Origin of the sequence: Pseudolysinimonas sp., assembly GCF_051954455.1 — a bacterium.
In the GTDB taxonomy this organism is placed as follows: domain Bacteria; phylum Actinomycetota; class Actinomycetes; order Actinomycetales; family Microbacteriaceae; genus Pseudolysinimonas.
The window spans coordinates 49,220-73,434 of the sequence record NZ_JBQCHS010000030.1 but is presented as its reverse complement, the minus strand read 5'-3'; the positions used below and the strand labels follow the sequence as shown (position 1 = coordinate 73,434).

Annotated in this window: 28 protein-coding genes, 1 tRNA gene, 1 other RNA gene and 1 pseudogene; 12 read left to right on the top strand and 19 right to left on the bottom strand. The window is 72.2% G+C overall.

The window, feature by feature from the left end; translation table 11 throughout:
* Window positions 1–6 precede the first annotated feature (6 nt).
* Window positions 7–510, top strand: coding sequence for a septum formation family protein (locus ACTHM3_RS13070; RefSeq protein ID WP_440406544.1), 504 nt, complete (start codon window positions 7–9; stop codon window positions 508–510).
* 1 nt (window position 511) lies between these two features.
* Here the strand turns inward: ACTHM3_RS13070 and ACTHM3_RS13065 are convergent, their stop codons facing one another.
* From ACTHM3_RS13065 to ftsE, 5 genes are all read right to left on the bottom strand, one after another.
* The gene (locus tag ACTHM3_RS13065; protein WP_440406543.1) at window positions 512–1,072 is read right to left on the bottom strand and encodes a hypothetical protein; all 561 of its coding nucleotides are present in this window, start codon (window positions 1,070–1,072) and stop codon (window positions 512–514) included.
* A 64-nt stretch (window positions 1,073–1,136) separates the two neighbouring features.
* Window positions 1,137–1,512, bottom strand: a transfer-messenger RNA (tmRNA) gene (ssrA, locus tag ACTHM3_RS13060).
* A gap of 116 nt (window positions 1,513–1,628) precedes the next feature.
* Window positions 1,629–2,108, bottom strand: a complete 480-nt coding sequence (gene smpB, locus ACTHM3_RS13055; RefSeq protein ID WP_440406542.1) for an SsrA-binding protein SmpB — start codon at window positions 2,106–2,108, stop codon at window positions 1,629–1,631.
* Between the two features lie 48 nt (window positions 2,109–2,156).
* Window positions 2,157–3,074 carry a permease-like cell division protein FtsX gene (gene ftsX, locus ACTHM3_RS13050; RefSeq protein ID WP_440406541.1) on the bottom strand — a complete coding sequence of 306 codons (918 nt, stop codon included), beginning with the start codon at window positions 3,072–3,074 and terminating at the stop codon, window positions 2,157–2,159.
* The gene (gene ftsE, locus ACTHM3_RS13045) at window positions 3,071–4,198 is read right to left on the bottom strand and encodes a cell division ATP-binding protein FtsE (protein WP_440406540.1); all 1,128 of its coding nucleotides are present in this window, start codon (window positions 4,196–4,198) and stop codon (window positions 3,071–3,073) included. The genes ftsX and ftsE overlap by 4 nt, the downstream gene beginning before the upstream one ends.
* An 85-nt stretch (window positions 4,199–4,283) precedes the next feature.
* Between ftsE and ACTHM3_RS13040 the strand changes: the two genes are divergently transcribed.
* From ACTHM3_RS13040 to ACTHM3_RS13030, 3 genes are read left to right on the top strand one after another with little or no spacing between them, the layout of a single operon-like run.
* Entirely contained in the window at window positions 4,284–4,577 is a 294-nt protein-coding gene (locus ACTHM3_RS13040; RefSeq protein WP_440406539.1) for a DUF2255 family protein, read from the top strand.
* Window positions 4,574–4,996 (top strand): MarR family winged helix-turn-helix transcriptional regulator, encoded by a 423-nt coding sequence (locus ACTHM3_RS13035; protein ID WP_440406538.1) that lies wholly within the window; start codon window positions 4,574–4,576, stop codon window positions 4,994–4,996. The genes ACTHM3_RS13040 and ACTHM3_RS13035 overlap by 4 nt, the downstream gene beginning before the upstream one ends.
* A gap of 33 nt (window positions 4,997–5,029) precedes the next feature.
* Complete coding sequence (locus ACTHM3_RS13030; RefSeq protein ID WP_440406537.1) at window positions 5,030–5,407, top strand: DUF2255 family protein; 378 nt, start codon at window positions 5,030–5,032, stop codon at window positions 5,405–5,407.
* A 22-nt stretch (window positions 5,408–5,429) separates the two neighbouring features.
* On the opposite strand, the gene prfB is transcribed toward ACTHM3_RS13030, so the two are convergent.
* Window positions 5,430–6,536, bottom strand: coding sequence for a peptide chain release factor 2 (gene prfB / locus ACTHM3_RS13025; protein ID WP_440406536.1), 1,107 nt, complete (start codon window positions 6,534–6,536; stop codon window positions 5,430–5,432).
* A 113-nt stretch (window positions 6,537–6,649) separates the two neighbouring features.
* Between prfB and ACTHM3_RS13020 the strand changes: the two genes are divergently transcribed.
* Window positions 6,650–7,906: an MFS transporter gene (locus tag ACTHM3_RS13020; protein WP_440406535.1), complete on the top strand. Its 1,257-nt coding sequence runs from the start codon at window positions 6,650–6,652 to the stop codon at window positions 7,904–7,906.
* Here the strand turns inward: ACTHM3_RS13020 and ACTHM3_RS13015 are convergent.
* Genes ACTHM3_RS13015 through ACTHM3_RS13000 form a run of 4 tightly spaced genes read right to left on the bottom strand, consistent with a single transcriptional unit; the run spans window position 7,851 to window position 9,321 of the window.
* Entirely contained in the window at window positions 7,851–8,339 is a 489-nt protein-coding gene (locus ACTHM3_RS13015) for a pilus assembly protein TadG-related protein (RefSeq protein ID WP_440406534.1), read from the bottom strand. The genes ACTHM3_RS13020 and ACTHM3_RS13015 overlap by 56 nt on opposite strands.
* Complete coding sequence (locus ACTHM3_RS13010; protein ID WP_440406533.1) at window positions 8,336–8,797, bottom strand: hypothetical protein; 462 nt, start codon at window positions 8,795–8,797, stop codon at window positions 8,336–8,338. The genes ACTHM3_RS13015 and ACTHM3_RS13010 overlap by 4 nt, the downstream gene beginning before the upstream one ends.
* Entirely contained in the window at window positions 8,772–9,152 is a 381-nt protein-coding gene (locus ACTHM3_RS13005) for a TadE/TadG family type IV pilus assembly protein (RefSeq protein ID WP_440406532.1), read from the bottom strand. The genes ACTHM3_RS13010 and ACTHM3_RS13005 overlap by 26 nt, the downstream gene beginning before the upstream one ends.
* A 1-nt stretch (window position 9,153) precedes the next feature.
* Window positions 9,154–9,321: a hypothetical protein gene (locus ACTHM3_RS13000; RefSeq protein WP_440406531.1), complete on the bottom strand. Its 168-nt coding sequence runs from the start codon at window positions 9,319–9,321 to the stop codon at window positions 9,154–9,156.
* Between the two features lie 137 nt (window positions 9,322–9,458).
* On the opposite strand from ACTHM3_RS13000, the gene ACTHM3_RS12995 reads away from it, so the two are divergent.
* Window positions 9,459–9,848, top strand: coding sequence for a hypothetical protein (locus ACTHM3_RS12995; RefSeq protein WP_440406530.1), 390 nt, complete (start codon window positions 9,459–9,461; stop codon window positions 9,846–9,848).
* A gap of 34 nt (window positions 9,849–9,882) precedes the next feature.
* Here ACTHM3_RS12995 and ACTHM3_RS12990 read toward each other — a convergent pair whose 3' ends face one another.
* From ACTHM3_RS12990 to ACTHM3_RS12980, 3 genes are read right to left on the bottom strand one after another with little or no spacing between them, the layout of a single operon-like run.
* Window positions 9,883–10,821, bottom strand: coding sequence for a type II secretion system F family protein (locus tag ACTHM3_RS12990; RefSeq protein WP_440406529.1), 939 nt, complete (start codon window positions 10,819–10,821; stop codon window positions 9,883–9,885).
* A complete protein-coding gene (locus tag ACTHM3_RS12985) occupies window positions 10,818–11,684 on the bottom strand; it encodes a type II secretion system F family protein (RefSeq protein ID WP_440406528.1) in 867 nt (288 codons plus the stop codon). The genes ACTHM3_RS12990 and ACTHM3_RS12985 overlap by 4 nt, the downstream gene beginning before the upstream one ends.
* Window positions 11,685–11,689: 5 nt before the next feature.
* Entirely contained in the window at window positions 11,690–12,919 is a 1,230-nt protein-coding gene (locus ACTHM3_RS12980) for a CpaF family protein (protein WP_440406527.1), read from the bottom strand.
* 302 nt (window positions 12,920–13,221) lie between these two features.
* Between ACTHM3_RS12980 and ACTHM3_RS12975 the strand changes: the two genes are divergently transcribed.
* From ACTHM3_RS12975 to ACTHM3_RS12965, 3 genes are all read left to right on the top strand, one after another.
* The gene (locus tag ACTHM3_RS12975) at window positions 13,222–14,982 is read left to right on the top strand and encodes an alkaline phosphatase family protein (protein ID WP_440406526.1); all 1,761 of its coding nucleotides are present in this window, start codon (window positions 13,222–13,224) and stop codon (window positions 14,980–14,982) included.
* A 23-nt stretch (window positions 14,983–15,005) separates the two neighbouring features.
* Window positions 15,006–15,087, top strand: a tRNA-Leu gene (locus ACTHM3_RS12970).
* A 1-nt stretch (window position 15,088) separates the two neighbouring features.
* Window positions 15,089–15,682: a methyltransferase family protein gene (locus tag ACTHM3_RS12965; protein ID WP_440406525.1), complete on the top strand. Its 594-nt coding sequence runs from the start codon at window positions 15,089–15,091 to the stop codon at window positions 15,680–15,682.
* Between the two features lie 48 nt (window positions 15,683–15,730).
* Here the strand turns inward: ACTHM3_RS12965 and ACTHM3_RS12960 are convergent, their stop codons facing one another.
* A complete protein-coding gene (locus ACTHM3_RS12960) occupies window positions 15,731–16,264 on the bottom strand; it encodes a hypothetical protein (RefSeq protein WP_440406524.1) in 534 nt (177 codons plus the stop codon).
* Between the two features lie 114 nt (window positions 16,265–16,378).
* Between ACTHM3_RS12960 and ACTHM3_RS12955 the strand changes: the two genes are divergently transcribed.
* The 3 genes and pseudogenes from ACTHM3_RS12955 (at window position 16,379) to ACTHM3_RS12945 (ending at window position 19,669) form a co-directional block, all read left to right on the top strand.
* On the top strand, window positions 16,379–17,038 hold the full coding sequence (locus ACTHM3_RS12955; protein ID WP_440406523.1) for a DedA family protein: 660 nt from the start codon (window positions 16,379–16,381) through the stop codon (window positions 17,036–17,038).
* A gap of 15 nt (window positions 17,039–17,053) precedes the next feature.
* Window positions 17,054–18,874: pseudogene (locus ACTHM3_RS12950) on the top strand (glycoside hydrolase family 15 protein); the annotation flags it as partial.
* 30 nt (window positions 18,875–18,904) lie between these two features.
* Window positions 18,905–19,669: a DedA family protein gene (locus tag ACTHM3_RS12945; protein ID WP_440406522.1), complete on the top strand. Its 765-nt coding sequence runs from the start codon at window positions 18,905–18,907 to the stop codon at window positions 19,667–19,669.
* 211 nt (window positions 19,670–19,880) lie between these two features.
* Here ACTHM3_RS12945 and ACTHM3_RS12940 read toward each other — a convergent pair whose 3' ends face one another.
* The 5 genes from ACTHM3_RS12940 to murI are packed head-to-tail and all read right to left on the bottom strand — an operon-like array spanning window position 19,881 to window position 24,169.
* Window positions 19,881–21,125: an Nramp family divalent metal transporter gene (locus ACTHM3_RS12940; protein ID WP_440406521.1), complete on the bottom strand. Its 1,245-nt coding sequence runs from the start codon at window positions 21,123–21,125 to the stop codon at window positions 19,881–19,883.
* The gene (locus tag ACTHM3_RS12935) at window positions 21,094–22,005 is read right to left on the bottom strand and encodes a cation diffusion facilitator family transporter (protein ID WP_440406520.1); all 912 of its coding nucleotides are present in this window, start codon (window positions 22,003–22,005) and stop codon (window positions 21,094–21,096) included. Before ACTHM3_RS12935 ends, ACTHM3_RS12940 begins: the two co-directional genes overlap by 32 nt.
* A gap of 19 nt (window positions 22,006–22,024) precedes the next feature.
* Window positions 22,025–22,603 (bottom strand): RdgB/HAM1 family non-canonical purine NTP pyrophosphatase, encoded by a 579-nt coding sequence (rdgB, locus tag ACTHM3_RS12930; RefSeq protein WP_440406519.1) that lies wholly within the window; start codon window positions 22,601–22,603, stop codon window positions 22,025–22,027.
* Window positions 22,600–23,325 carry a ribonuclease PH gene (gene rph / locus ACTHM3_RS12925; RefSeq protein WP_440406518.1) on the bottom strand — a complete coding sequence of 242 codons (726 nt, stop codon included), beginning with the start codon at window positions 23,323–23,325 and terminating at the stop codon, window positions 22,600–22,602. The genes rdgB and rph overlap by 4 nt, the downstream gene beginning before the upstream one ends.
* A 10-nt stretch (window positions 23,326–23,335) precedes the next feature.
* Window positions 23,336–24,169: a glutamate racemase gene (gene murI, locus ACTHM3_RS12920; protein WP_440406517.1), complete on the bottom strand. Its 834-nt coding sequence runs from the start codon at window positions 24,167–24,169 to the stop codon at window positions 23,336–23,338.
* Between the last annotated feature and the right edge of the window lie 46 nt (window positions 24,170–24,215).

Below are 24,215 nucleotides of genomic sequence, written 5' to 3'. Positions count from 1 at the left end.
CGCGTTGTGACCCGACTCGACCGCCGGGCCGCGCTCGGCGCGGTCGTGCTCGCCGCTGCTGCGCTCGCAGGCTGCACGGCCACCGCCGCTCCCGCGCCGACTCCCACGCCGACGCGCGCGACGAGCGGCGCGCACGCGAGCTCCCGCGACATCGCTGTCGGCGACTGCCTCGACGACGCGGCGGCGGGCTCCACGACGGCGACCGCCGCCATCGTGCCGTGCTCCGAGCCGCACGACTCCGAGGCCTTCGCCGAGGTGACGCTGTCGGGCGATTCCTACCCGGGCCTGGATGCGGTGCAGGCGGAGTCGCAGACGGCTTGCCAGGGCGACGCCTTCGCGAACTTCGTCGGCATCGCGGCGGCGGATTCCTCCCTGCAGGTCTCGTACTACTACCCGACCGAAGACAGCTGGGCCGCGGGCGACAGGACGGTCACCTGCACCGTGTACGCGCTCGACGCGTCGGGCAAGGCCGCGAGGACGACGGGAACGCTGAAGGATTCGGGCAGGTAGCTCAGGCGCTCGGGGCGATCGCGGGCTCGGGCGCGCGTCGTGGCTCGTCGCGCACGGTGAGCCACACGATGCCGACGATGATCGGTGCGACCGCGGGCCCGGCCAGAACGGCGGAGGCGAACGCGGCGAGAGGCACGGCAATGCCGGTCACCCACGCGAGCAGGATGACGGTCGTCGCGATCGCGGGCAGCACCAGGGCCCATCGGGCGACGACACCGACGCGACCGCGCACGATCATCCCGACCGCGGCGGCGACCGTCGTGACGGCCACGAGCGTGAGGACTGCGGTGAGCAGCCAGCGCGGCAGTGGAACGACTCCGGCGACGGCGAGCACGACCCCCTCGAGCATCCACGACCCGCCGACCACCATCAGGAGCCAGCACGCGGGGTAGCGTCGGCGGATCCCGATGCCGGACAGGACGAAGCCGAGTCCCACCGCGAGGTCGCCGACCGCGGCGAATCCGGTGGGGAGACGGCCCGAGCTGAACCACTCCGCCGTCGCGAGGATTCCGCCGACCAGGACGAGGATCGAACCCGCCCGCCAGCTCCGGAGGCTGTTCATGCGATCGATCTTCGCACTCGCGGACCCGGTGGACGAGGACCCCTGCAGCGCGCGACCCGGCCGATGGTGGAGATGGGGGGAATTGAACCCCCGTCCATCGCTGTGATTCTGCGCCTTCTCCGGGCGCAGTCCGTGGAGGCGTTCTGCTCGGCTCCGACCTTTGTCACGGACATCCAGGTCGACGAGCCCAGCCTCAGTGAAAGTCCCGCGAACCCCTGAGACTCAGGTTCGCAGCAAGTCCTCTAGCTGACGCCAGGATCCGGGTCGAGGACGACCCCGGGCTGACGGCCTTTTAAATGCCGAGCTGCTTACGCAGCGAGGGCGAAGGCGGTGCGCTTGTTATTGGCACCTATGGTTTGCAGAGATCGTTTACGAGATAACCCTGCATCCTCGGCCCGCTTCTCGCAGTTTCGCAGGCGATGTCGAAACCGATCATCCCCATGTGCACTCGGGTGAGTGGGCCGTGTCGCGCGCTGTGGAGTTGTGAACGCGCAGTCGCCCGCGCGGCCCTCCAGTCTACGCGACGGCGACGGTCGCGGCAGGATCGGAACGCGCGCTATTCGCCCAGGTGCCCGCGCGACGACATCGCGCGCTCCGCCTCACGCCGGTCCTGCCGCTCCCGCAGGGCCTGTCGCTTGTCGTACTCGCGCTTGCCCTTGGCGACGGCGATCTCGACCTTGGCGCGTCCATCCGAGAAGTAGATCTGCAGTGGGACGAGCGTGTAGCCGCCCTGCGCCGTCTTCTGGGAGATCTTGATGATCTGCTGCTTGTGGAGGAGCAGCTTGCGCTTGCGGCGCGGGGCGTGGTTGTTCCAGGTGCCCTCGGTGTACTCGGGGATGTGCACCGCGTCGAGCCAGGCCTCGCCGCCGTCGACGAACGCGTAGCCGTCGACGAGCGACGCACGCCCCTCCCGGAGCGATTTCACCTCGGTACCGGTCAGCACGAGGCCGGCCTCGTACGTGTCCTCGATGAGGTAGTCGTGGCGCGCGCGACGGTTCGTCGCGACCACGCCGTTGCCGCGATCCTTCTTCGCCATCTCGCACCTCCTCCGATGGGCCAGCCCATCAGTCTACGGGGACGGCGGCTAGACCTTGAGGTAGCGCCGGATCGCGACCGACGCCGACAGCCCCGCGAGCACCACGCCGACGACGATCAGGATCGGCGCGACGATGAGTGCGTCGCTCAGCCCGATCGAGATGAAACCCGGGCCCACGGAGGGAACCAGGTAGCCCTGGACGAAGAACTGCACGAGCGCGACGACCGCGCCGGCGGCCAGCACCGCGCCGATGAGGGCCGCGATCACCCCCTCGAGGATGAACGGGGTCTCGATGAAGCGGTTCGAGGCGCCCACCAGGCGCATGATGCCGAGCTCCCGCCGTCGTGAGAAGGCGCTCAGCCGGATCGTCGTCGAGATGAGCAGCACCGCCGTCACCAGCATGAGCGCCGCGATGCCGATCGCGGTGAAGCTCGCGGCGTTCATGATCGCGAAGATCGGCTCCAGGACGGAGCGCTGATCCTCCACGCTCTCGACGCCGGGCATCCCGTGCACCTGGTCGATCACGACCTCCGACTGGTTCGGGTCCTTGAGATTGATGCGGTAGGTCTGCGGCAGGATGTCGGGCGTCGCCAGCTGAGCGGCCGCCTGGCCCTTGAACTGCTGCTGGAAGTTCTTGAACTCCTGCTCGTGCGTCTGGAAGTAGACGTGCTTGATATAGGGCTTCAGGGTCGGGCCGTTGAGCTGGGCGCCGACCGCGGCGATCTGGTCCTTCGTCGCCTCGGTCTGCGCGCACTTCGCGTCGAGGTCGACGTCGGTGCAGAAGTAGACCGTCACCTGGGCGCGGTCGTACCAGTACCCCTTGGTCTGCGCGATCTGGAACTGGAGCAGGATCGCGGCGCCGAAGAAGGTCAGCGAGATGAACGTGACGAGGATGACCGACACGACCATCGAGAGGTTGCGGCGGAATCCCTGCCCCACCTCGCCGAGGATCAGTCCGAGCCTCATGCGCTGCGCTCCCGGTCGGCGGCGAGCGGGTCGACGAGCGGTGGCGGGGCGTCACCGGACGCGGGCCGGCGCGCGGGCGCGGCCTGAGGCGCCGGCGCGGACTGCGGTGCCGGCTTCGGCGTCGCGGGGCGCACGGCGATCGGGGTGGTCACGGGGCGGGGTGCCGGCTCGGGGGCTTGCCGCTCCGGCGCCTGCTGCTCCGGCGCCTGCTGCTCCGGCGCCGACGACTCGGGCGCGGGCGACTCGGGCGCGGGCGCCGTGGGCGTCGGCGCGGATGCTGCGGGTGCCGACGCCGACGCAGGAGCGGGAGGCGGCACCGCCGCGGCCACGCCGCTGTCGGCCTCCGCATCCGGGCGCACGGTCGAGATGAGCCCGGTCGCCGCGGACGGTCCGCGCGGCGCCAGACTCTCGTCGATGTCGAGGCGCTGCACGGGGATCGCCTGCGTCTGGTAGCCGCCCGCCATCTCGTCGCGCACGATGTGCCCGCTGACGAGCTCGATGACGCGGCGCTTCATCTGGTCGACGATGCCGGAGTCGTGCGTCGCCATGAGCACGGTCGTGCCGTTCGCGTTGATGGTCGCGAGCAGGGTCATGATGCCCATGCTCGTCGCCGGGTCGAGGTTGCCGGTCGGCTCGTCGGCGAGGAGGATCGCCGGCTTGTTGACGATGGCGCGAGCGATCGCGACGCGCTGCTGCTCACCGCCGGAGAGCTCGTGCGGGTAGCGGCCCTGCTTGCCGGCGAGGCCAACCATCTTGAGCACGTCGGGGACGGCCTCCTGGATGAACCCCTTCGACTTGCCGATCACCTGCAGGGTGAACGCGACGTTGTCGAACACGGTCTTGTTGGGCAACAGCCGGAAGTCCTGGAACACCACGCCGAGGTTGCGGCGGAAGTACGGGACCTTGCGGTTGGGCAGCGACCCGAGCTGCTGGCCGAGCACGTGGATCTGCCCGCGGGTGGGTCGCTCCTCCTTCAGCACGAGGCGGAGGAAGCTGGACTTCCCGGATCCCGACGCGCCGACCAGGAAGACGAATTCCCCCTTGAGCACCTCGAGGTTCACACCGTCGAGGGCCGGCCGCGACGTCCCGGCGTAGGTCTTGGTGACCTGATCGAAACGAATCATGGCGCGGCCAGGCTAGGCACCGTCGCACCGGGAACGCGGTTGCGACACCCGCCGCGCCGGTTCTCATAGGGAGGAGGATGGAGGCATGACGACCTGGACCCCGGCGGAGCTCGACGAGATCGACACCGACCACGAGCTCCGGATCGCGTCCCGCCGACCGGACGGCTCGCTTCGCTCCCCCGTGACAATCTGGATGGTGCGCGTCCACGACGACGGGACGTTCGAGCCCGCCGATCCGTCGCTCGCCGACGCGATCAGCGAGGCCTACGAGGCGACGTACGCCGGGAGGTACCCGCGCGAGTACGTCGATCCGGTCGTGAGCGTCGAGTCGAGCGGGACCGCGCTGCGCGTCGTGCCGGTGCGGGAGCCCGCGGCGTGACCTCGCCCGGACACCCGAGCATCGACCTCCTCCGCATCGCGCGCGACGTCGACCTGGCGGTCGCCCGCGTGCTCGAGCCGCACGGACTGTCGCTGCGCAAGTACGGGATCCTGCGGGAGCTCGGCGAGGTCCCCGGGCTCTCCACGCGGGATCTCGCCCGCCGTCAGCGGACCACGCCCGATGATCTGCGGGTGCTGCTGCGCTCGCTCACCGACGTCGGGCACGTCAAGCAGGCGCCCTCGGGGTCCGGGCACGAGCCGCTTCTGGCGCTCACGCCGGCCGGATCGCGCGCCCTCGTCGCGGTCGATGCGGCCCTCACCGAGCTGGACGGGTCGCTCTTCGCCGGTGCCGACCGCGCGGAGCTGGCCGCCGCGGTCCGCGCGGTCGTCACGGAGCCTGTGCGCGAGCCGCAGGACTGACCGCGGGTCGGCCCTCCGCCCTACCCTGACCGCATGAGCGGCTGGAGCGACTCGCAGCTGGGCACGCTGCACGACGTGCAGGAGATCCGGATCACCCCCGCCGACGAGCGGTCCCCCGGGCGGCTCGTCTGGGTGCTGGAGACCGGCGGTCGGGTCTTCGTGCGGTCGTGGAAGGGGCCCGAGAAGGCCTGGTACCGCGACATCCTGGCCTGCGAGGGCGCCCACATCTCGGGGCAGGACATCGAGATCGAGGCCGACGTGACGGTCGCCCGGGCGAGCGACGCCGACGCCGCGGTGGACGCGGAGTTCCTGCGCAAGTACGGCGATCCGTACGCGACCGAGATGACCCTGCCGCTCGCGCGGGAGACGACCCTCGAGCTATTGCCGATCGAGGACGGCGCCCGCGGCTAGCGACCCTCCCCGGTGCCCGGCCTCAGTCCTCCGCGCGCTTGCGCCAGCGGATCCCCGCCGAGATGAACCCGTCGAGCTCGCCGTCGAACACGACCGCCGGGTTGCCGACCTCGTATCCGGTGCGCAGGTCCTTCACCAGCTGCTGCCCGTAGAGGAAGTAGGAGCGCATCTGGTCGCCCCAGCTCGCCGTGATCGTGCCGGCGAGCTCCTTCTTCTTGGCCGCCTCCTCCTCGCGCTGGAGGAGCATGAGGCGGGTCTGCAGCACGCGCATCGCGACCGCGCGATTCTGGATCTGCGATTTCTCGTTCTGCATCGAGACGACGATGCCGGTGGGGATGTGCGTGATCCGGACCGCCGAGTCGGTCGTGTTGACGCTCTGCCCGCCGGGGCCCGAGGAACGGAAGACGTCGACGCGGATGTCGTTCTCGGGGATCTCGACCTCCTGCGCCTCCTCCATGACGGGGATGACCTCGACCGCGGCGAAGCTCGTCTGCCGCTTGTCGGCGGAGCCGAACGGGCTGATGCGGGCGAGGCGGTGCGTGCCGGCCTCCACGCTCAGCGTGCCGAAGGCGTAGGGCGCGTCGACCTCGAAGGTCGCCGACTTGATGCCGGCGCCCTCGGCGTAGGAGGTGTCGAGCACCTTGACCGGGTACTTGTGCTTCTCCGCCCAGCGCAGGTACATGCGCATGAGCATCTCGGCGAAATCGGTGGCGTCGTCGCCGCCGGCGCCCGAGCGGATCGTGACCACCGCGCCGCGGTCGTCGTACTCGCCGTCGAGGAGGGTCTGGATCTCGAGGTCGCCGACCGTCTTCTCGAGCGACGCGAGCTCCTGCCGGGCCTCGGTCGCGCTGTCCTCGTCCTCCATCTCGACGGCGAGCTGCACGAGCACCTCGAGGTCGTCGAGGCGGCGCTCGACCGCGGTCACGCGGGCCAGGTCGGCCTGCGCGTGGCTCAGCCGGCTCGTGACCTTCTGCGCGTTCTCGGGGTCGTCCCAGAGGTCGGGCGCGCCCGCGGCCGTCTCGAGCTCCGCGATCTGCGCCTGCAGCCGCTCCACCCCGACCACGGCCTTGATGTCGGAGAAGGTCTGGCGGAGGGCGGCGATCTGGTCGCCGAGGTCGAGCTCGATCATGTCCGGGACAGCCTACCGGCGGGGCGGATGCGCGCTCCGGGGCGCGGGCTCGGTGTGCGGGCGGGCGCCGGGGCGGCAGCCGCGGATCGTTAGCGCGGGTAACGTATCGAGGGATGACCTCCCCCGCCGCTCCCGCGTTCCGCTGGCGCTCGGTGGGGGTGGCCGCCCTGCTGCCGACGGTGCTGTTCTCGACCGGCGAGGGGGCGATCATCCCGGTCCTGCCGGTGACGGCCGGTGATCTCGGGGCCAGCCTCGCCGTCGCGGGGCTGATCTCGGCGATGCTCGTCGTCGGGGAGCTGGTCGGCGACATCCCGAGCGGCGTCATCATCGCGCGGATCGGCGAGCGCACCGCGATGATCGGCGCGTCGGTCCTGTCGGTGCTCGGACTGCTGACCGCGGTCCTCGCGCCGAATCCGTTCGTGCTCGGGGTCGGCATCCTCGTCGTCGGGGTCGCGACCGCCGTGTTCGCGCTGGCCCGCCACGCGTTCATGACCACGTTCGTGCCCGCGGAGTACCGGGCCCGGGCGCTCTCGACGCTGGGCGGTACCTTCCGCCTGGGCTACCTGATCGGGCCCTTCATCGGCGCCGGCGTCATCGCGCTCACCGGCTCCGCCGCGTCGGCGTACTGGGTGCACGTCGGCGGCTGCGCGGCGGCGGCGATCGTGCTCGTGCTGCTCCCGGATCCGGAGCGGATGTTCGGAGCCCGCGCCGGGCGCACCGGAAGCCGGTCGGCCGGCGAGGAGGAGGTCGAGCAGGAGGCGCAGGGGCTGTTCCGCACGATCGCCGCCAACCGCCGCGTGCTCGCGACCCTCGGCTCCGGGTCGATGCTCGTCTCGGCGCTGCGCACCGCCCGGCAGGTCGTGTTGCCGCTGTGGGCCGTCGCGATCGGGCTGCACGAGACGCAGACCTCGATCATCATCGGCATCGCGGGCGCCGTCGATTTCTCGCTGTTCTTCCTCGGCGGCTCGATCATGGACCGTTTCGGCCGGCTGTGGGTCGCCGTCCCGTCCATGATCGGGCTCGGCATCGGCCACATCGTGCTCGCGCTCACCTGGTTCCTCCCGGCGCGCGAGCCGTGGTTCGTCGCCGTCGCAGTGTTCCTGTCGCTCGCCAACGGGATCGGCGCCGGGATCCTCATGACGCTCGGCGCCGATCTCGCCGATCCCCGGCATCCGGCGCCGTTCCTCGGCGCCTGGCGCTTCACCAACGACACCGGCGGGGCGCTCGCCCCGCTCATCGTCTCGGGCCTCACCGCGCTCGTGTCACTGCCCTTCGCATCGGCGGTCCTCGGGATCATGGGGCTCGGCGGCGCGGTCATCCTCCGGGTGAACCTCCCCCGCTACGCGCACCGGACCCCGGCGGCCGGCTGACGACCGCGCGCGCGGTGGCGGTGGTCTCGATCCGCACGTCGCCCGGCACGAACGGCACGGGCACCGGCGGTCGCCACTCGGCCGAGAGCGTCACGGCGGCGCTCCGACCGTCCGGCGTCGTCGCCGCCTCCAGCCGCAGCCCGTCGAACCCGTCGATCGGCTCGTCCGCGAGGTAGTCGGTGACCGCGGCGCGCACCTCGTCGCTCGAGAGCGCGGGTCGGACACCCTCCGGGCCGGAGCGGACCTCGTCGAGCCGGAAGGACTCCGCGCCTACCAGCGCCGCCCCGTCGGCGAGGGTGAAGAGACGCTTGCGGGCCAGGTACAGATCGGTCGCAGCCGCCACGACCAGCACCAGCACGAGGGCGAGCATCCCGAACACGAGGATGAGCGGGAGCGTCGACCCGTTGTCGCCGCGCCGCGTGCGCCCGCTCACCGTGCCCCCCAGAAGCGCGAGACCTGCTGCGTCGCCGTCGCCTGGACGGGGACCGACAGCGGCAGATGCGCGGCGAGCGCGGGCGGCACGAGCGGAAGCGGCACGGTCGCGTCGATCCGGACCGTGACGAAGCCCCGCCGGGTCAGGCAGCGGTCGGGATCGGGCGCGCACGCGATCCGCACCCGCGCGACCTCGTCGGCGATCCCGTAGTCGGCGAGCGTCACGTCGACGGCGTCGCGCGCGGCGGCCTCCGCCGACGCATCGTCGGGAGACTCCACGAACACCCGAGACGCCTGCCGCGCAGCGCCCTCCACGCCCAAGGCACCGCCCTGCACGGCGGCGAGAGCGATGACGAGGTACACGAGCGGGACGAGGAGCAGCAGCCCGACCGTCAGGAACTCGATCGAGGCCGAGCCCTCGTCCCGCTCGTGATCACGGCAGCGTCTCGCGAGCGGCATGCCCGGCCACCTCCATCGCCTTCGCGGGCCCGAACAGACCGAGGACGGGGAGCGTCGTGCGCACGGTCACCGTGACCGCGGGATGCCCGCGCCACGACCCGGTGCTGACGCGGACGTCGCGCGCATAACCCGGTCCGATCGCGGTCGAGATGAGGTCGCGGGTGCGCGCCCCGCCTTCGTCCGGCGCGTTGTCGGCGAGCGCACCGAAGCGCGCGCCCTCCGCCGCCGCGTCGAGCACCGTATTGCGGACGAGGAGCGCCGCGCCGAGCTGCAGCACGCCGAGCGTCAGCACGGTCAGCAGCGCCGCGACCATGACGAACTCGGCGGCCGCGGACCCGGCGTCGCGCTCGCCCACTTCAGAAGCCGGTGACCCGCGACAGCGCGGTCTCGAACACGTTGCCGAGAGCCGGCCCGGCGATCCCCCAGATCAGGATGACGAGGCCCGCCGTCATGAGCGTGATGAGCACCCAGCCGGGGACGTCGCCCCGCTCGTCCCGCAGAGTTCGAAGCAGTCGTGCGCGCATGCCGCCATCGTGCGCGTGCGGCGGACCGCGCGGCGGGAGTTGTCCACAGGCCCCGATCGCTGAGATCGAGCCGTGAACGGAGGCCGGCCGATGGCTCCGATTACGCGCGACGACCGTCCCGGGTGGATAGTGAAATGGTGAGCGATCTCGTCGAAACCCTGCACCCCACGACGGACGCCGCGCCCGATCCGGTCGACACGCCGGCAGCCGAGACGCAGCGCATCGTCCAGAGCGGCACCATCTGGCTCGCCGCCGTCCTGGTCACGTCGGCCGTCGGCCTCGGGCCCCTGCTGGCCTCCGGCTGGCGCCCCTCCGACCTCCCGATGCTGGCCGCCTTGGGCTTCTGGCTCGGCGTCGTGACCGCGGCGGCGGGTACCGCCTCGCTCATCTGGGCGGGCTGCCCGACCCTCGGATTCCCGCTCATGCAGGCGTGGAAGCAGAAGGTGTACTGCGTCCGCTTCGGCATCGTGTCGGCGGTCAGCGGCATGGCGCTCGTCGGGTTCAGCCTGCTCGTCTCTCCGGCCTGATCGGGCTCGGTGCGCGCCCGCGCGTACCGATCGCTCAGAACCCCATCCGCAGCACCATCACCCCGGGCCAGATGGCGACCAGCACGGTCACGGGCAGGATGAGGAAGACGAGCGGTACGAGCATCGCGACCTCCTTCTTGCCGGCGGCTTCGAGGATCGCGCGCTTCGTCTCCTCGCGGGCGTCCTGAGCCTCGGAGCGGAGGACCTCGGCGAGCGGGGTCCCGCGGTCGAGGGCGGCGACCAGCTGGTCGACCGTCCGACTCAGCGTGGGCAGACCGATGAGGGATGCGCGACGCGTCAGTGCTTCGGCGAGGGCGACTCCGGCGTTGACCTCCGCCACGACGATGCCCAGTTCGCGCGCGAGCTCGCCGGAGCCGACCCGCGCGACACGGCGCAGCGCATCGAGCACGCCCTCCCCCGCTGCGAGCGAGAGCGTTAGCAGCTCCACGACGGTCGGGTACTCGGCGTCCATGCGCGCGAGGCGTGCGCGCGCCGCACGGGCCAGCATCTGCTCGGGCGCGAGGAGGCCCATCGCCGCCGCGACCACGGCGATCGCGATCGCCGCGATCACGGGCACGGCCGTGAAGCGCAGCAGCAGGGCGCTCGATCCCGCCCCGGCAGCGGCTCCGATGGCGCCGCCGATGAGTTGACGCGATCGGAAGCGCGGGACGGGCAGCGACCACCCCGCCTGGCGCAGGCGACGCTCCACCGCCTCGTCACCGCCGAGAATGCCGGAGAGCCCGCGACGCAATCCATCCGCGAGGGGGCGCAGCAGCTCGTCGAGCGCGGAGACGGGCTCGGCCGGGCGACGTCGCACGAGGTCGCGCGCAGCCGGCGACACCGCCGAGACGTAGGGCGCGATCCGCGAGGTGAGTCGCGGGGCCCCGATCCTCGGGATGAGGGCGACGAGGGTCCAGAGGCCGAGTCCCAGGACGATCCCGACCGGGACCGCGAGGGCGACGGCGGCGCTCATGCTAACCACCGCCGCTCCTCGGGCAGCCGCCCGAGCGCGATCATGAGGCGATAGGCGACGACCGTGACGACGAGCCCGCCGCCGAGCAGGGCGAGTCCGCCCGCGGAGTTGTACGCGGCGGCGGCCTCCGGCCGCGAGGCGATCAGCAGGAGCACCGCCCAGGGCGCACCCACACCCAGCCGGGCCGCGATCACGACCCATGACTGCCGCGCCTCCGCCTCCGATCGGACGGCGGCATCGGCCCGCAGCGCCGCGGCCAGGGTTCGGAGCACCGAGGGCAGCTCCGTGCCCCCGACCTCGCGCGCCAGTCGCAGCGTCTCGACGACGCGATCCCCGACCGGGTCGGCGAGCGCGTTCTTGAGCTCGTCGAGCGCCGGCCCCATGACGCCGGACGCCTGCACTCGCAGCTCGAACTCGGCGAAGGCCGAACGGGTCTCGGGGGTGCCCGCTTCGGCGAGCGACCCGATCGCGCTCGGGAGCGGGAGACCGGCGCGCAACCCGGCGACGAGGTGGTCGACGAGATCCGGCCATGCCGATCGCACCGCTCGGCGGCGTCGTCGCGCCCGGCCCGACACCGCGACGGTCGGGAGAACGCACCCGAGCAGCCCGATCGCCGCGCCGAGCCCCCAGACGCCGCTCACCGCGATCGCGACCGCCGCCGCCGCGAGACCGAGGACGACGCTCAGCGCCACGAAGACCGAGGGCACGACACGGGACATCCCCGCCTGCCGCAGCAGCACGGCGAGACCGCCGTTCGACGTCCGGCGCCCGCGCGCCGATCGGCCGGCGTCGCGAGGCCACACCCACGGCGACGCGATCAGCAGGACGCCGGCGCCGAGAAGCAGCCCGACTCCGACCGCCATCGGATTCACGCCGCGCCCCGCAGGACCACCGCCGGCTCGACACCCGCACGTGCGAACTTGGCGCTGCGCGGGGGCAGCTGTCCCGTCGCGCGCAGCTCCCCGCCGTGCAGGGCGAAGAGCGGCATGACCTCCGGACCGTCCGGACCGATCGACCCCGTGACCGCCGCGATCTCGACGACCCTGCGCCGGCCGTCACGATCCAGTTCGGCGTGCGCCACGATGTCGACGGATCCCGCGATCGTCGGCACCACGAACGACGCGTCGATGTTGCGTCCGGCGAGGAGCGGCAGCATGCCCAGCTTGCGCAGAGCCTCGGCGGCGCTGTTGGCGTGCAGCGAGCACATCCCGGGCAACCCGGAGTTGAGAGCGATGAGGAGGTCGAGCGCCTCCGCCTCGCGGACCTCCCCGACGACGAGACGGTCGGGACGCATCCGCAGCGCCTCCTTGATGAGACGCCGCAGCGTGACCTCACCCGTTCCTTCGAGCGATGGCTGACGGCACTGCAGCGCCACCCAGTCGGCGGCGTCGAGCGACAGCTCGAACGTCTCCTCGACCGTGACGATGCGCTCCGCGGGTCGTGCGGAGGCGAGCAGCGCCCCGAGGAGGGTCGTCTTGCCGCTCTGCGTCGCGCCGGAGACGAGGATGTTCTGACCGCTCCGCACGCAGAGGTGGAGGAACGCCGCGGCCTGGTCCGTGAGCGAGCCCAGCCGGACCAGCTCGCGCAGGTCGCGCATCCCTCGCCGGAAGCGCCGGATGTTGACCGCCCAGTGCCGCCGCGTGATGTCGGGGATGGCCACGTGGAGCCGGGATCCGTCCGGCAGGGAGGCGTCGACGAACGGCGACGACAAGTCGACGCGGCGGCCGGTGGACTGCAGCATCCGCTCCACGAGGTCGCGCACCTCGGTCTCCGACAGAGTCAGCGGCACCCGCTCGGAGACGCCGTCGCGCGCGACGAAGATGCGGTCGGGAGAGTTGATCCACACCTCCTCGACCTCGGGGTCGTCGAGATACGGCTGCAGCGCGCCGAATCCGATGAGCCGTGCGACGACCTGGCCGGTGACGAGCTCCTCATCGGCGAGCAGCGGGAGCGATCCGCCGAGCGCGTGCTCGCTGTACCGGCGCACCTCCTCGCGGACGACATCGCCGGCGTGCGCGCCGTTTGCGCCCAGGTCGAGGCCCTCGCCGCGCACCCGGTCGCGCACCCGCCCGGTGATGAGCCCGACCGCGTCCGTCACGCCGAGCAGTCTGCCGAGCACCGATGCCGGCCGTCGCGCATTGTCCACAGGAAGACGGGCGCCTCCCCTGGCGCGGCGCCGCGGGGGCTGCGAGGATCGAAGCAGACCCCGCCCGGAGCCTCAGAGGAGCCCATCGATGCTGATCGTCGTCGGAATCGCCATCATCGCGCTGAGCGTCGTCGGGGGCGTCCTGCTGGTCGGCGCGACCGTCTCGATGGTGCGCGGCGGGTACGACAGCCAGAAGTAACAGCTCCCCTCACGACGCCTCGATCAGCGTCGGAAGCCCGGGTTAGGGTCGGTCCATGGCCGACGACGACGCGCCGAGCGTCGGGGAGGACGGCGACGAGCGTCGCACCTCCCGACGCGGATTCCTGCGCGCCACCGGCATCGGAGCAGCGGGCCTCGGCGTCGGAGCAGCCGCGGGGGCGGGCGGCGCGGCCGCCCGCGACGCGGCGATCGCCGCGACGCCCGGCCGTGCTCCGGTCCCCGCGATCCCGAACCGCCTCGGTGGGCCGGGCTTCGACCACCTCGTGGTCGTGATGTTCGAGAACCGGTCGTTCGACAACCTCCTCGGCTATCTCTACGGACCCTCGACCGAGCCGGTCCCGGAGGGGCAGCACTTCGAGGGCGTCGACGGCCGGTCGCTCTCGAACCGCACCTCCGACGGCCTGGAGGTCGCGGTCCATCCGTACACGGGGCCGACCGACGACGTCATGCGGAGCCCCGACCCCGACCCGGGCGAGGAGTTCCCTTTCGTCAACACGCAGCTGTTCGGCACGGTCGAGCCGCCCGCCAACGTGCACCACCGGATCCCGGAGCTGCAGCCGCCGTTCAACGCGCCGCCCGCCGGCACGAAGCCCGCGATGTCGGGCTTCCTGCAGGACTACGTCGACAAGTGGCGCGCCGACCACCGCGGCCGCGATCCGCAGCCCGACGAGGTCCGCCAGATCATGGGCTCCTTCACCCCCGAGATGATGCCCGTGGTGTCCACGCTCGCGCGGGAGTTCGCGGTGTACGACCACTGGCACTGCGCGGTGCCGTCCCAGACCTTCCCCAACCGCTCCTTCTTCCACGCCTCGACCTCGCACGGCTTCGTCACCAACGGCTTCAACCCCGACGCGGGCAAGTGGGTCGACCCCGACAAGAACTCGGGCGACGCGATCTTCACCCGACTCGACGACGCCGGAATCGAGTGGCGCATCTACTACGACGAGCGTCAGCTCATCTCGCTGACCGGTCTCCTCCACGCGCCGCAGACCAAGGCCAAGTGGAAGACGAACTTCCGGACCATGTCGCACTTCTACGACGACGCGGCGAACGGGCGCCTGCCCGCCTACAGCTTCATCGAGCCCCGGCTGCTCTACGACCACAACGACATGCACCCGCCCGTCGGCCCGGCGACGCGGGTCGACGTCGACGGGTCGCTCATCGAAGGCGGAGGCATCTCCGACGTGCGTGCGGGCGACGCGCTCCTGCACGAGATCTACACCGCGATCCGCACGAGCTCGTCGCACCAGGGCTCGAACGCCCTCAACACGACACTGCTCGTCACCTTCGACGAGCACGGCGGCACGTACGACCATGTCCCTCCCCCGCCCGTCACGCCGACCGGCGGGCTCACGGACACGGAGATGGGATTCCGTTTCGACCGGCTGGGCGTGCGGGTGCCGGCGATCGTCATCTCGGCCTACACCCCCGCGCGCACGGTCATCAACGACACGATGCACCACGGGTCGGTCATCCGGACGCTGAGCGAGCGCTTCGGCCTCCCCGCCCTCACGGCGCGCGATCGGCATGCACCCTCGATGCGGAACGCGTTCACGCTCGACGCGCCGCGGGATCCGTCCACCTGGCCGACGACGTTCCCGCTCTACACGCCGCCGAACCCGGAGGCCGTCGACCCGGCTGCGGACGGCGACGACGATCGGCCGCTCTCTCCCCCCGGCATCGGGCTGCTCACCCTGCTGCTCGCGACCTACGCGCCCGACGAGCCGATCCCGCGTACCTACCGCGAGGCCTACGCGGCCGTGCACCGGCACGGCGAGGGCCTGTTCGGCGTCTGAGGTGCGCCTAGGCTGACGGCAGCGCGGGAGTGGTGAAACCGGTAGACACGCAGGATTTAGGTTCCTGTGCCTTCGGGCGTGTGGGTTCGAGTCCCACCTTCCGCACGTGATCCCGATCCCCTTCGACGATCTCGCGGCGACCATCGTCTTCGCCAGTCTGCTCGTCGCATTCGTGCTCGTCGAGGGAGGAATCCGCCTCGCGTCGCAGCGCAACGCGGCCGGGGCGCCACCGCGCGAACGCGCGAGCTACGTCCTGCTCGTCGTCGTGCTGCTGGCGGCGATGGCGGGCGCCCTGCTCGTGGCGCGCACCGGGCTCGGCGCGATCCCCGTCGGGCGGTGGGGGTTGTTCGTCGTCGGGGCGGTGCTGATCGCGCTCGGTCTGGCCCTGCGGATCTGGGCCGTGATCGTGCTCGGGCGCGCCTTCACCGTCGAGGTGCGGGTCCGGGAGGGGCAGGCGGTCGTGGACCGCGGGCCGTACCGGGCGGTGCGGCACCCGTCGTACACGGGGCTGCTGCTCGTCTTCCTCGGGACCGGCGTCGCACTCGGCGACGTGCTGTCGATCCTCATCGCCGGGGTGCCGACCGCGGCGGCGATCGTCGTGCGGATCAGGGTCGAGGAGGCGGCGCTCCTCTCGGCGATCGGCGAGCCCTATCGACGTTTCGCGGCGACGCGGAAGCGGCTCATCCCGTTCGTCTGGTGAGGTCGGGTTCGTCTGGCGAGGTCGGCACCGGGTGAGGTCCCGCGACCGTCAGGACGCGGGCGCGCTGGATCCCGGGCACGGATCCGTCGCCGGGTGCGCGCATCCCGTGGAGCCCGTCGGGCTGGGGGTCGGGTCCGGGCTCGGAGTGCTGGAGGCGACGGGGTCGGGCGTCGGCACCGGGGGCGCGACCACGGGCATCTGCGGCTGCGCGGCCGCCTGCTGAGCCGCCGCCTCCTGCGCGGCCCTCTGGGCCGCCGCCCTGCGCGCGGCGGCGCGTTCCTCGGCGGCCTTCTGCGCCGCGGCGTCGGCCGCGGCCTGACCGGGGTCGGGTGTCGGCGTGACGACGACGACCGGCGTCGGCGTCGGCGTGACGGCCGGAGTCGCGGAGGGGCGCGGCTCCGCGGGCGACGTCGGGACGGCGGTCGGACTCGTCACGGGATGCACTGCGGAGACCGTACGCCCGGGAGCCGCGAGGGTCCCGATGCCGAAGGTCGCGGCTCCGAGCAGCACCAGCACGACCGCGCTGAGTGCCGGGGCGATGCCGACGCGACGCTGCAGCTTCTCGCTCGGCACCGTCTCCACACCCGGATTCTACGGCCCGTGCCCCTCCGACGGGGGTCATTCGGGCCCCTCCGACACGGTGTGTCCGCAGCCCCGATTCGTAGACTGAGGCATGCCCGACGCGCGGCCCGTCCGATGACGCAGCAGCTCGAGGACCTGCTCGCCCACGCCGGCCCCATCCTCTTCTACCTCGCGGTCTGGGGTCTCGTATTCGTGGGCACCGCGCTGTTCGTCGGTATCGTGCTGCCGTTCGTCACCGGTGACTCCCTCCTCTTCGCCGCCGGGATCGTGTCCGGGCTCCTCCCCGATCGGATCAGCATCGTCGTCCTGGCCGCGGGCGTCGCGGTGGCCGCCATCGCGGGCGATCAGGTCGGCTTCCTGCTCGGCCGGCGACTCGGTCGGCCGTACCTCACCCGGCGGACGGGCCGATGGACCCGGACCGCGATCCGCCGGACCGAGCGCTTCTACGAGCTGTTCGGCTGGTGGTCGGTCGTGATCGGCCGCTACATCCCGTGGGGCCGCGTGCTCGTCCCGCCGATCGCCGGCATCGGCGGGATGGCGTACTGGCGCTTCCTGACCGCGAACGTCGTCGGCGCCTTCAGCTGGGGCGTGCTCATCACCGTGATCGGCTACTTCGCCGCATCGGATCCGACGGTGCGCCCGATCGCCTATGCGGTCGCGGGAATCGTGATCGTCGCGTCGGTCGTCGCGGGGATCCGCGCCTGGGCGCTCGACCGCCGTCGCCGGGACCCGGCTGGGAACGGACCGACGGACGCGCCGCATCAGGCCTCCTGAAGCCGCGTCTGGGAGCATGTGCACATGCCCCAGGCCATCGAGGACTACGCGCTCATCGGGGACTGCCACACAGGGGCCCTGGTCGGGCGCGACGGGTGCATCGACTGGCTGTGCCTGCCCCGCTTCGACTCCTCGTCGATGTTCGGTGCGCTCCTCGGCACGGACGAGCACGGGATGTGGCGCGTCGCGCCCGCGACGGGCGGGGAGATGGTGTCGCGTTCCTACCGCGACGGCACCTTCACGCTCGAGACCCGCTGGCGCACCGACGACGGCGAGGTCGTCGTCACCGACCTCATGACGATGGGGCACCGGCGCCCCGACGTCATCCGCCGCATCACCGGCGTCCGCGGGACGGTCCGGATGCGCGAGGAGCTCCGCATCCGGTTCGGCTACGCCGACGCGGTGCCGTGGGTGCGCCAGGTCGAGGAGGCGGGCGGCCGCGCGCTCCTCGCCGTCGCGGGCCCCGACTCCGTCATCGTCCGCGGGCCGGCGATGGAGCCGACGGACCACGCCCACGTCGCCGAGTTCGACGTCGCCGCGGGCCAGACGGTGGACATCGTCCTCACCTGGTACCCGTCGCACCGCGAGCCGCCCGCGCCGTTCCCGATCGACGAGCGGATCGCCGAGACGGACGCCTGGTGGCGGGGGTGGCGCGGCGAGCCCGGCAGCCGCCCCGCGATCGCCGAGTACGACGACGCGATCGAGCGCTCTCTGCTCGTCCTCCGCGCGCTGACCGACGAGGACACCGGAGGCATCGTCGCGGCCGCGACCACGAGCCTCCCCGAGCGCGTCGGCGGCGAGCGCAACTGGGACTACCGCTACGTCTGGCTGCGCGACGCCTCGCTCACCCTCCTCGCGCTCATGGAGCACGGCGGGTTCCAGAACGAGGTGCACCACTGGCGCAACTGGCTGCTCCGCGCGATCGCCGGCGACCCGGGCGACGTGCAGATCATGTACGGGATCGCCGGCGAGCGGCGCCTGGAGGAGTGGGAGGTCCCGACTCTCCCCGGCTACCGCGGCTCGGCGCCGGTGCGGGTCGGCAACGCGGCCTACCTGCAGTTCCAGGGGGATATCTTCGGCGAGGTCATGCTGGCCCTCGACCGGGCGCGACGGATCGGCATCGCGGAGGACCGCTTCTCCTGGGCGCTCCAGGTCGCGATCCTCGACTACCTCGAGAAGGCGCTCGACCAGCCCGATCACGGCATCTGGGAGATGCGCGGGCCCCAACGCATGTTCACCCAGTCGCGGGCGATGATGTGGGCCGCCTTCGACCGCGGCGTCGCCGGCGTGCGCGAGCACGGGCTCAGCGGTCCCGCCGACAAGTGGGAGCGGCTCCGCGACCGGCTGCGCGTCGAGATCGAGGAGAAGGGCTGGGATGCGGAGCGCGGCACCTACACCCAGTATTACGGCACCCGCGAGGTCGACGCGTCGCTGCTGACCCTGAGTCAGATCGGCTACGTCCGGGCGGACGACCCGCGAATGCTCGGCACCGTCGCGGCGATCGAGCACGATCTGCTGCGCGACGGGCTGGTGCGCCGGTACCGCACCGAGGCGGAGGCGGACGGTGTCGGCGGCGACGAGCACCCGTTCCTCGCCTGCTCGTTCTGGCTCGTGCAGCAGTACGCCGACTCCGATCGGCTCGACGACGCCGTGGCGCTCTTCGACCGGCTGCTCACCTTCCGCAACGACGTCGGACTCCTCTCCGAGCAGTACGACGTCGGCTCGGGGACGCAGACGGGCAACACGCCACAGGCCCTCTCGCACCTGGCGCTGCTGCGCGCGGTGGACGCGATCGCGAACGCACGCGGCGATCTCCATCCGCAGGCTGATTCCTGACGCAGCCTGTGCGGATACTCTGGGCGCAACATGCTCTCGACCGTCGCGCACCTCCCCACGGCCCTGATCCCCTGGCTCGACCCGAATCAGCTGCTCACGACGGTCGGCCCCTGGGCTCTCGTCATCGTGTGCGCGTTCGTGTTCGCCGAGACCGGGCTGCTCGTCGGGTTCATCCTCCCGGGTGACACCCTGCTGCTGATCTCCGGCGTCCTCAGCTTCCCCGGACCGCACAAGGTCATGCCGTTCAACATCGTCGTCGTGGCGCTGCTGATCGTCATCGCGGCCTTCGCCGGTGGCGAGGTCGGCTACGCGATCGGCCGGAAGGCCGGTCCACCGATCTTCGAGCGAAAGGACAGCGGCATCTTCAGCCGCAAGAACGTCGACCGGACGAACGCGTTCTTCGAGCGCTTCGGCGGCGCGGCGGTCATCCTGGCGCGCTTCGTGCCGATCGTGCGCACCTTCGCGCCGGTCGCCGCAGGCGTCGGCAAGATGCCGTGGCGGCGCTACTCCCTGTACAACGCGATCGGCGCCCTGCTCTGGGGCGGAGGGCTCACCGTCCTCGGGTACCTGCTCAACTACATTCCGCCGCTGCGCGACTTCATCACCTCGTACATCGACGTGCTGCTGATCTGCGCCGCGCTCATCGCCATCGTGCCGGCGACCTTCCACGGCGTCCGCGCCTGGCTGCAGAACCGCAAGGCTCAGCGCGCCGGGATCGCTGAGCCGCCGCGGGACGGCGAGTCGCAGCTCGATCCGTCGGTGTTCGAGCGCAAGCGCGAGAAGCCCGCGGAATAGCGACACCTCCGCGGGTCCCGCGGGTCGCCTGTCGGTGGAACGTCGGGCTGCAGGACGTCGTGTCCGCGGGACGAATGACGGAGACGATGCCGGTGATCCCTCCGACTCCCCCCGTCATCCGGGGCCGGAGCGCCGCCGCGGCCGATCCATCTCCGTCATTTGTCCCGCATCCGGGCCGCCGACGGAGCCGGCGGGGGACGGCTGACCGCGGCTACCCCGCGATCGTCAGTGCGAGCAGGGCGACGTTCAGCCCGATGAGGAGCATCGCCGCGAGCGCGGCGAGCGCCGTCGTCCACCATCGGTTCGCGCTCTCGCCGAGCACGCGGCGCTGCGCGGTCAGCCAGACGAGGGGCACGAGCGCGAACGGGATCCCGAACGACAGCGCGACCTGGCTGAGCACGAGCGCGAAGGTCGGATCGACCCCGAGCAGCAGGATCACGAGCGCAGGGACGAGCGTGATCACCCGCCGCAGCAGCAACGGGATGCGGCGCTGCAGCAGCCCGGCCATGATCTCCGCGCCGGCGTAGGCGCCGACCGACGTCGACGCGAGGCCGGACGCGAGCAGGCCCACCGCGAACAGCGTCGCCACGACGGGCCCGAGCGCGTCGCCGATGGCCCGGTAGGCGCCCGGCAGGGTGTCGGTGCCGTCGACGCCGCGGAGCGTCGCTGCCGAGAGCAGCAGGATGACGACGTTGACTGTCCCCGCCACCGCGAGCGCGACCGTCACGTCGACGCGGGTGGCGAGGAGCACGCGCCGCCGCTGATCCGGCGCGACCAGCCCGAAGCGGTCGCGGGCCAGTGCGGAGTGCGCGTAGATCGCGTGCGGCATGACCGTGGCGCCGACGATCGAGGCGGCGAGGAGCACCGACCCGGTGCCCTCGAAGCGCGGGACGAGTCCACCGACCGCTTCGGCGCCGTCGAGCGGCGCCGCCACGATCCCCGCGCAGAAGCCGACCGCGATGACGACCAGCAGCCCGACCACGACCGCCTCGAACGACCGCGACCCCCGCCGGTTGTGGAGCACGAGCAGCACCATCGACACCACGCCCGTGAGGGCGCCCCCGACCACGAGCGGCAGGCCGAACAGCAGCTGCAGCGCGATGGCCCCGCCCAGGACCTCCGCGATGTCGGTCGCCATCGCGACCAGCTCGGCCTGCGCCCAGAACAGCCGCCGCGCCAGCGGACGTCGCAGGCGCTCACCGAGGATGCCAGGCAGGCTGCGTCCCGTGCCGAGCCCGAGCTTCGCCGAGAGGTACTGCACGAGCCACGCCGTCGCGTTCGCGAGGAGGACCACCCACACGAGCAGGTAGCCGAAGCGCGCACCCGCGGTGGCGTTGCTCGCGACGTTGCCGGGATCCAGGTAGGCCACCCCCGCGACCATCGCCGGCCCGAGGAGGGCGAGGAACCGGCCGGGCGGGCGGGCGCTACCGGTGCGAGCTCTCGCCGCGGTCGACATGGCCGGCGGGCTCCAGCTGGAACGTCGAGTGCGTCACGTCGAAGTGCCCCTGCAGGCACTCCCCCAGTTCGTCGAGCAGCGGGCCCGTGCGGCCCTCCTCGAAGACCTCGGGATCGCACTCCACGTGCGCCGTGAACACCGGCGCCGAGGAGGTGATGGCCCACACGTGCACGTCGTGGACGGCGACGACGCCGGGGGTGTCGAGCAGGTGCGCGCGGATCTGCTCGACATCGGTGTCGCGCGGGGCCGACTCCGTGAGCACCCGCACCACGTCGCGGATGAGAGCTGCCGCGCGAGGCAGGATCAGTGCGGCGACGACGAGCGACGCGATCGCGTCGGCCGGGGCGAAGCCGGTGGTGAGGATCACGACGCCGGCGATCACGGCGGCCGCCGATCCCAGCAGATCGCCCATCGCCTCGAGGTAGGCGCCGCGGAGGTTGAGCGACTGCCGGTCGCCGCCCCGGAGCACGAGCAGCGCCGCGACGTTCGCGAGAAGACCCCCGGCGGCGACGACGAGCAGCGGGAGCCCGGCGACGTGGGTCTCCTCCGGCGCGAGCAGCCGACGCACGCCCTCGATCGCGACGCCCACGGCGACGACCACGAGGATCGCGCCGTTCACGAGCGCGCCGAGCACCTCCACCCGCTGGAAGCCGAAGGTGTGGCGATCGGTCGCCGGCCGGAGCGCGATCGTGCTCGCGACCAAAGCGACGACGAGGCCGACGATGTCGCTCGCGACGTGGCCGGCGTCCGCGAGCAGCGCGAGCGATCCGGAGACCGCGGCACCGACGACCTCCGCGACGAGGACCACCGCGATGATCGCGAGCGCGACGCCCAGACGCCGGCGGTTGCCGCCGGCGCCGTGCGCGTGGTCGTGACCCATGAGGAGAAGGCTAGGGCGCTCAGCCGTAGCGGCGCCGGAGCTCGACGACGAGCCGTCCGAACGCGCGAGCGCGGTGGCTGACCTCGTTCTTCTCGTCGAGGGTCAGTTCGGCGGCGCTGCGCGCGTCGCCCTCGCCCTGGAACACGGGGTCGTACCCGTGCCCGTGCTCGCCGGCCGGCGCCGTGAGGACCCGCCCCGGCCAGGCCCCGCGCTCGGTCAGCTCGAGCCCGTCGTCGACGAGCGCGGCGACGCACACGAACTCAGCGGCGCGGTCCTCCTCGCCCGCCATGACGCGCAGGAGCGCCGCGTTGTTCGCGTCCGCCTCGCGGCTGCCGGAGTAGTACGCCGAGTGGATGCCGGGCGCGCCGCCGAGCGCGCGCACCGCGATCCCCGAGTCGTCCGCGATCGACGGGAGGCCGGTCGTCGCGAAGGCCGCCCGCGCCTTGATGAGCGCGTTGGCCTCGAAGGTCGCGCCGTCCTCCTCCGGGGCGGGGCCGTCGTAGCCGATCAGCTCGTGCGGCCCGAGACGCTCGCCGAGGAGCCGGCGCAGCTCCGCGACCTTGCCGGGGTTGTGCGTCGCGAGCACGAATGTGGTCACAGCCCGAGCGCGGCCTTCTGGAGCCGGGCGAGCTCCGCCGTGCCGGAGACGGCCAGGTCGAGCAGCGCGTTCAGCTCGGTACGGTCGAACGGCGCGTGCTCGGCCGTGCCCTGCACCTCGATGAAGTGGCCGGCGCCCGTGACGACGACGTTCATGTCGGTCTCGGCGCGCACGTCCTCCTCGTACGGGAGGTCGAGGCGCGGCTCCCCGTCGATGATGCCGACGCTCACGGCGCTCACGGAGTCGCGGAGGGCGACCGCCTTCTTGCCGATGAATCCGCGCTCGCGGCCCCACTCGACGGCGTCGTGAAGCGCCACGTAGGCGCCGGTGATCGCGGCGGTGCGGGTGCCGCCGTCCGCCTGCAGCACGTCGCAGTCGATGACGAGCGTGTTCTCGCCGAGCGCCTTGGTGTCGATGATGCCGCGCAGGCTTCGGCCGACGAGGCGGGAGATCTCGTGCGTGCGGCCGCCGACGCGGCCCTTGACCGACTCCCGGTCCATGCGGTCGTTGGTGGAGCGCGGCAGCATCGCGTACTCGGCGGTCACCCAGCCGGTGCCCTTGCCGGTCAGCCAACGGGGCACGCCGTTGGTGAAGCTCGCGGTGCAGAGCACACGGGTGCGGCCGAACGAGATGAGGGCGCTGCCCTCTGCCTGATCGCTCCAGCCGCGCTCGATCGTCACGGGGCGCAGTTCGTCGGCGGCGCGGCCGTCGGCTCGGGTCATCGGGTTTCTCCTATCTGGGGATGCGGATCGCACCGGTCTCGAACGTCTCCACGCGCCCGAGCTCGGGGCCGAGGAAGCGCGCGGCGAGCCGGGTGAAGCCGGCCCGATCGGCTCCGGTCGACTCGAAGCGGTGCGCGACGCCGCCCGACGCGCGCGCCAGGCCGTGCTCGACGAGGGTCCGGTAGAGGTCGTTCGCGGTCTCCTCGGCGCTCGACACGAGGCGAACCTCGGGGCCCATCACGTACTGGATCGCGGCCGACATGAGCGGATAGTGGGTGCAGCCGAGGACGAGGGTGTCGACCTCCTCGCGGCGCAGCGGCTCGAGGTACTCGCGGGCGACGTCGAGCAGCTCGGGGCCGGTCGTGATGCCCGCCTCGACGAACTCGACGAATCGCGGACAGGCCCGCGAGAACACCGCGACCCCGCGCGCCGCCGCGAAGGCGTCCTCGTAGGCGCGGCTGCGGACCGTGCCCTCGGTGCCGATGACGCCGATCCGGTTGCGGTGCGTGGCGGTCACGGCGGCGCGCACGGCCGGGCGGATCACCTCGACGACCGGGATCCCGGCTCCGGTCTCGTAGCGCTCACGCGCGTCGTGCAGCATCGCCGCGCTCGCGGTGTTGCAGGCGATCACGAGGGCCTTCACCCCGCTCGCGACGAGGTCGTCGAGCACCTCGAGCGCGTAGGCGCGCACGTCGGCGATCGGTTTCGGGCCGTAGGGCGAGTGCGCGAGGTCGCCGACGTAGTGGATCGACTCGTGCGGCAGCTGGTCGATCACGGCGCGCGCGACGGTCAGACCGCCGACGCCGGAGTCGAAGACCCCGATGGGTGCATCGATCCCGGCCATCCGTCCAGCCTACTGAGCGGGTCGAGTAGCGCCCTCCGGGCGCGTA